Annotated in this window: 6 protein-coding genes; 5 read left to right on the top strand and 1 reads right to left on the bottom strand. The window is 39.0% G+C overall.

What is annotated here, in order from left to right:
• Window positions 1-295: 295 nt before the first annotated feature.
• The 3 genes from H5154_RS20695 to adk all read left to right on the top strand — a co-directional run bounded on the left by H5154_RS20695 (window position 296) and on the right by adk (window position 3,883).
• Complete coding sequence (locus H5154_RS20695; protein WP_182719487.1) at window positions 296-1,009, top strand: RluA family pseudouridine synthase; 714 nt, start codon at window positions 296-298, stop codon at window positions 1,007-1,009.
• 135 nt (window positions 1,010-1,144) lie between these two features.
• Window positions 1,145-3,058 (top strand): molecular chaperone HtpG, encoded by a 1,914-nt coding sequence (gene htpG / locus H5154_RS20690; RefSeq protein ID WP_182719486.1) that lies wholly within the window; start codon window positions 1,145-1,147, stop codon window positions 3,056-3,058.
• Between the two features lie 180 nt (window positions 3,059-3,238).
• Entirely contained in the window at window positions 3,239-3,883 is a 645-nt protein-coding gene (gene adk, locus H5154_RS20685) for an adenylate kinase (protein ID WP_149982783.1), read from the top strand.
• A 60-nt stretch (window positions 3,884-3,943) separates the two neighbouring features.
• On the opposite strand, the gene tpx is transcribed toward adk, so the two are convergent.
• A complete protein-coding gene (tpx, locus tag H5154_RS20680; RefSeq protein WP_149982782.1) occupies window positions 3,944-4,525 on the bottom strand; it encodes a thiol peroxidase in 582 nt (193 codons plus the stop codon).
• A 173-nt stretch (window positions 4,526-4,698) separates the two neighbouring features.
• Here tpx and H5154_RS20675 point away from each other — a divergent pair, with 173 nt between their 5' ends.
• A complete protein-coding gene (locus H5154_RS20675; protein ID WP_149982781.1) occupies window positions 4,699-5,703 on the top strand; it encodes a response regulator in 1,005 nt (334 codons plus the stop codon).
• Window positions 5,704-5,707: 4 nt separating this feature from the next.
• Window positions 5,708-6,673 (top strand): diguanylate cyclase, encoded by a 966-nt coding sequence (locus H5154_RS20670; protein ID WP_182719485.1) that lies wholly within the window; start codon window positions 5,708-5,710, stop codon window positions 6,671-6,673.
• The last annotated feature ends 102 nt before the right edge of the window (window positions 6,674-6,775 follow it).

The raw sequence follows: 6,775 nt of genomic DNA, 5'->3' as shown, positions 1-6,775 counted from the left end.
TGAAGAAATAGTCGAACAGGTTTCGCAAGCGTGGAATAAATTCATTTCTGTTCCTGATACGGTTAAAAGCATATGCTCTAGAGACTGGATAAAATTGACTTAATCTTTATGCAGATTGGTATTAACCTTCGACATGCGTTCACTGCCATTTTCTAATCTTGAAAACTAGCGCCCTTTATAGTTAAAAGCCAAACTACAGCGCAGCATACCGACTTTTTTGTGTATGATAGAAATTGAACTAGTTTCAAGATACTAATGTTGCAACGTTTTTATAAAATCAATAATGAGAGAAATAATGTCTGATACAAATTTGCCACAGCATTCTATTGTCGATGACTTTATTGCATCGGTTTGTCATGAGCATGTGGAAATTTTATATAAAGACGATGATATTTTATTGATCAATAAACCCAGTGGCTTACTGAGTTTATCTGGTAAAAATCCGGCCAATTGGGATTCTGTGCATTATCGTTTAGTGAATGGGCAGCCAGGTCTGACTGCCGCATTTCCGACAGCTAAATTGCCGCATCGATTAGACTATGGTACTTCAGGTATTATGATTGTAGGCCTTAACTCTGAATCAACTAAGCTCCTTAATAAGCAGTTTCAATCAGGGACAATAAAAAAACACTATATAGCCATGTTGGATGGCTGGTTATTAAATGACGTAGGTCAAATAAACGCTGCAATAGTCAAAGATAAATTACTCTTTCCATTAGTTAAAATTTGTAATGTGACGGGTAAGTCTGCCGTCAGTGACTATTTAGTATTACAGCGCTTAACATCACCGCCGCGTACTTTAGTGCAATTTACCCCTGTGACGGGGCGTACACATCAATTACGTATTCACAGTCAGAGCATTGGGCACCCAATTATTGGCTGTGATCTGTATAAAAACCAACATAGCCAACAACTGGCTGAGCGCTTACAATTACATGCCAGCGATCTGTTTTTTGTACACCCTCGAAGCTTCAAGCAAACGCACCTACATTGCCCACAGCCATTTTGATTGTAAGAAAAAACAACTTAACTTCCGTGTTTATCTTGCTATAGCTTACTTTTTTGCTCTTTTGACTTGAAGTTAACAAACCGCGCCCCATATTAAGTGCATAACGCAGACACTTTGCAAATTGGAGATATATAAATGACTGCAGCACAAAAAGAAACATTAGGCTTTCAAACAGAAGTTAAACAACTATTAAACTTAATGATTCACTCACTTTATTCTAATAAAGAAATTTTCTTACGTGAGCTTGTGTCAAATGCCTCTGACGCGGCTGATAAATTACGCTTTTTAGCACTTTCAAATGGTGAACTATACCAAGGTGACGCAGACTTACGTGTACGTATCAGTGCCGATAAAGAAAAAAATACCGTAACTATTTCTGATAACGGTATTGGTATGACTCGTGATGAAGTGATCAGCTCGTTAGGTACGATTGCTAAATCGGGCACCGCTGAGTTCTTCAAAAACTTAACTGGCGACCAAAGCAAAGATTCGCAACTGATTGGTCAGTTCGGTGTTGGTTTTTACTCTGCATTTATAGTTGCAGACTTAGTGACTGTTCGTACTCGCAAAGCCGGTGAAGAAAAAGGCGTTGAATGGCAATCACAAGGTGAGGGCGAATACACGCTAGAAGAAATTGAAAAAGCAGGCCGTGGTACTGAAATTACTTTACACCTTCGCGAAGATGAAAAAGAGTTTGCTGATGAATGGCGCCTACGTAGTATTGTAACTAAGTACTCGGATCATATTTCAACACCAGTACAAATGTACAAAGCCGAAGTGCCTGAGTCAGAAGGTGAAGATGGCGAGAAAATTCCAGCCGTACCTGGTGAGTGGGAAAGCATTAACCGCGCCACAGCAATGTGGACGCGTGATAAATCAGAGCTATCTGATGATGAATATAAAGAATTTTATAAGCATGTAAGCCATGATTGGGAAGATCCACTGAGCTGGGCTCACAACAAAGTTGAAGGTAAAACTGAATACACAAGCTTACTGTATATTCCTAAAAAAGCACCATTTGATTTATGGAATCGTGACCGTCAAAGTGGCTTAAAGCTGTATGTACAACGTGTATTTGTAATGGATGATGCTGAGCAATTTATGCCTAGCTACTTACGCTTTGTAAAAGGTTTACTTGATTCAAACGATTTACCGCTAAACGTATCGCGTGAAATTTTACAAGATAACAAAGTTACGCAAGCAATCCGTAAGGGCTGTACGTCACGTACTTTAAAATTGCTTGAGCGTATGGCGAAAAATAAAGCCGACGATTACCAAGTATTTTGGAATGAATTTGGTCAAGTGATCAAAGAAGGTCCAGCAGAAGATGCAGCGAATAAAGAAGCGATTGCTAAGTTACTGCGTTTCTCATCAACACACACTGATGAAGAAGCACAAAACGTTTCATTAGAGCAATACGTTGAGCGTATGAATGAAGGCCAAGATGCGATTTACTACGTTGTTGCAGATTCATTCACTGCGGCGAAAAGCTCTCCACATCTAGAGATCTTCCGTAAGAAAGGTATCGAAGTGCTGTTGATGAGTGACCGTGTTGATGAGTGGATGATGAGCCACTTAACCGAGTTTGCTGAAAAACCATTTAAGTCAATTACCCGTGGTGACCTAGACTTAGGTAGCTTAGATGATGAAGAGACCAAAAAAGCGCAAGAAGAGTCTGAAAAAGAAGTTGCAGGCTTAGTTGAGCGCATCAAAACAGCACTTGGCGATAATGTTAAAGATGTACGCTTTACGCATCGTTTAACTGACTCACCAGCCTGTGTGGTCGCTGATGACAACGACATGAGCTCACAAATGCAAAAGCTAATGGAATCAGTAGGTCAAGCTGCTCCAGAAGCAAAACCAATTTTTGAGCTTAACCCTGAGCATCAACTTGTTAAGCATTTAAATGTTGAACAAGACGAAGACAAATTTGCACAGTGGTCACATGTACTGCTTGATCAAGCCTTGCTTGCAGAGCGCGGTACATTAAAAGATCCAGCAGGTTTTGTGACTCGCTTAAATAAATTAATGTTAGATTTGAGTAAGTAATTGCTCAAAAACTAACATTTTAATAAAAAGGGAACTTCGGTTCCCTTTTTTTATGATCTCAACGTAGTCAATTGGTATAAGTTGCTTGAGTATCTGCGGCGCTTATGGAAGAATTCAAGCTTTATAATAAATCATACTGATATGCTTTTTGTAAAATCAGTATCAAACGAGGACAATGATATGCGCATTATTCTTTTGGGCGCGCCGGGTGCAGGTAAAGGCACTCAAGCTCAGTTTTTGATGGATAAGTACGGTATTCCACAAATTTCAACTGGTGATATGTTACGTGCTGCAATTAAAGAAGGCACACCACTGGGTCTTGAAGCGAAAAAAGTAATGGATGCAGGTCAGTTAATTTCTGATGACATCATCATAGGTCTTGTTAAAGAGCGTATTACTAAAGCTGATTGTGAAAAAGGTTTTTTACTAGACGGTTTCCCACGTACCATCCCACAAGCTGATGCAATGAAAGAAAATGGCGTAGTTGTTGATCACGTTATTGAGTTTGATGTGGCTGATGAAATTATTGTTGACCGCATGGGAGGACGTCGCGTTCATCCTGGTTCCGGCCGTGTTTATCACGTAGTTTACAATCCGCCAAAAGTGGAAGGTAAAGACGACGTAACAGGTGAAGATCTGATCATACGTGCTGATGACACAGAAGAAACAGTACGTAAACGTTTAGGTATTTACCATGAGCAAACAATGCCATTGGTTGATTATTACCAAGCGGAAGCTAAAGCGGGTAATACGCAGTATCATCGTTTAGACGGTACCCAAGCTGTTGAAGCTGTTAATCAGCAACTTGCTGAATTATTGGGTTGATAATTCAATCAATAAAAAAACCGCCGATTGGCGGTTTTTTTATGACTGTTATTTGCAAGATTACAACGCGGTTAAAGCACTTATAACAGGGTCATATTTTGGTTCAGTTGATAAATCGGCTACCAACTGTTTATAAACAATTTTATGACTTGCATCTAATACGAACACAGCACGGGTAAGTAATCCCATATCTTTAATGATCAAACCATAGTTTTGACCAAAGTCACGCCATACTGAATCAGATAAGGCAGTAATTTTATCTATGTTCTCGGCTTTGCAAAAACGTTTTTGTGCAAACGGTAAATCAGCACTAATGGTGAGCATGGCTATATTTGGAAATTGCGATGCAACCTTTTCGTTAAAATGCTTGGTTTGAATGCTACAAACACCAGTATCAAGACTTGGAACAACGCTTATTAAAACGGCTTTACCTTGGTAATCGGCTAAAGTAATTGGCGTGAATGAGCCATCAACCACTTTAAAATCTGGTGCTTTATCGCCTAGTTTTACACCTTGTCCTAATAAAGTGATTGGCTTAGATTGTGCTGATACTTTTCCCGCATCAAGCGTATTTTCGGTCATATCGGCGGCAAAAGCCATTGAACAAAAGGCACTTAAAGCAAAAGTGAGTGAACGGAGCATAAGGTATTTCCTTTAGAGTTAACGCAATTAGGCTGAGTGTATTATAATCATTCATGGACACCAAGAGTTTAATGCAATTTAAAATTGTAATGCATGGTTACATTGATTAACATAAAGCAGTGGTAAATGTTTACATTTTTAATAATAAAAATAAAAGCAATCAGAGAGAGACTATGTCAACATCGGTACTAATTTGTGATGATTCTAAGCTTGCGCGCCGTCAGTTAGCTCGTTCGTTGCCCGATGATTGGGATATTAAAGTTGAGTTTGCTGAAGATGGCGTGCATTGTATTGAGCAAATTAAAGCGTTAAGCCCGGAAATCTTATTCCTCGATTTAAATATGCCGCAAATGGATGGCTACGAAGTACTGCAAGCAATTCAAGAGCAAAACTTGGATATACTAACCGTTGTTGTCTCTGGCGATATTCAGCCGAATGCGCATCAACGGGTGCTCGAACTTGGCGCGATAGACTTTATTCAAAAACCATGTGATGCCCAAAAGCTTGCCGACATTATCGAACACCATGGAATTAAAGATAAAGCAATGCGCGAGCGGCTCTCACACCGCTTAGGTGAGCAAGTTGACCCAGATGTTAGGGATATATACCAAGAGCTGACTAACGTGGCAATGGGTCAGGCTGGAGACTTATTAGCACGGCTATTAAATGTATTTGTTGAACTGCCTATTCCTAATGTCAATATTCTCGAAGTTAATGAACTTGATATGGCGCTGCGCTCAATTGATGCTAATGCAACAACCTCAGGCGTATGCCAAGGTTTTATTGGTGGTGGTGTATCCGGTGAGGCATTGTTGCTTCTAAATGATTCTAGCTTTAAAGAAATTGCGTCCTTGATGAACTATCAAGGGGAGCTCAATAAGAAAATTGAGCTGGAGTTATTAATGGATATTAGTAATATCCTGATAGGTGCAATCTTAACTGGATTATCTCGCCAATTAGACATGACCTTTAGCCAAGGACACCCAGTGGTGTTAGGGCAACATTGTGATGTGTCTGATTTAGTTAAAGCAAACAAATCACGCTGGCAACGTACTCTGGCAATAGAAATTAGCTATGGTATTGAGAACCACAATATTAACTGTGACTTGATGCTGTTATTTACCGAAGACTCACTAAAAACTTTGAAATACAAAGTTGCTTACCTATTAGAAGACTAACATTATGCCTGCTGCTGATTTTAATATGAATGAAATCCATTGGTTAATGGATATGTTTAATACCGTAGATGTTGGTTTAGTGGTATTAGATAGGGACTATAAAGTGTGTATTTGGAATGGTTTTATGGAAAACCATTCGGGTATGTTACCCAGCGCAGTAAAAGATAAAGATTTATTTGATTTATTTCCATCAATTGATGAAAAGTGGTTTCGCAGTAAATCAGAGTCTGTGTTTATTTTGAAAAATCGCTCATTTACTATTTGGGAACAGCAGCCATACATTTTCCGCTTTAAAAATTACCGTCCAATCACGGGTAAAGCAGACCATATGTTTCAAAACGCGACATTTATTCCTCTGTCAAATACGATGGGAGAAGTTGGCCATATTTGTATCATTCTTTATGATGTAACTGATATGGCGGTGAATAAAAAAGAGCTCGAAGAAGTAAATCGTAAACTTGAACAAATGAGTCAAACAGACGCACTAACAAAATTGACTAATCGAGGTCATTGGGAAGATACCCTACGCAAAGAATTTCTTAGGATCAAACGCAGTGGTGGCACAAGTACTTTATTGATGTTTGATATCGATCACTTTAAAAAAGTAAATGATGAACATGGCCATCGTTGTGGCGATGAAGCACTGCGTAACATTGCTGATTTACTGCGTAAAACATTGCGTGAAACAGACATTGCAGGTCGTTATGGCGGCGAAGAATTTGCGGTAACGCTGTTGGACACGGATCGCAAAGGTGCTGAGATATTTGCTGAGCGTTTGCGTAGTTTAATTGAAAATTCATCTTTTTACTTTGGCGAACAACAAATTAAAATGACGGTAAGTGTTGGTTTTGCCTGTTTTCAAGATGAATTTGAGCGCTATGAAAAATGGATTGAAGCGGCAGATAAAGCTCTTTACTTTTCAAAAGAAAATGGCAGAAACTGTATCACGGCGTATAAAGATTTGAGTTAATCTTGATGAGTATAAAAAGCCTTTAAGGCACAATAGTAAAAGGTTTAACTAGCCAAACTAGGTTGCTTTTAATAGGCATAAAAAATGACGCAAAATGCGTCA

The sequence above is a fragment of the Pseudoalteromonas sp. SR44-5 genome (genome assembly GCF_014163675.1).
Classification (GTDB): domain Bacteria; phylum Pseudomonadota; class Gammaproteobacteria; order Enterobacterales; family Alteromonadaceae; genus Pseudoalteromonas; species Pseudoalteromonas rhizosphaerae.
Note: the sequence above shows the minus strand (reverse complement) of the source record. Positions and strands in the feature narration are given on the sequence as shown.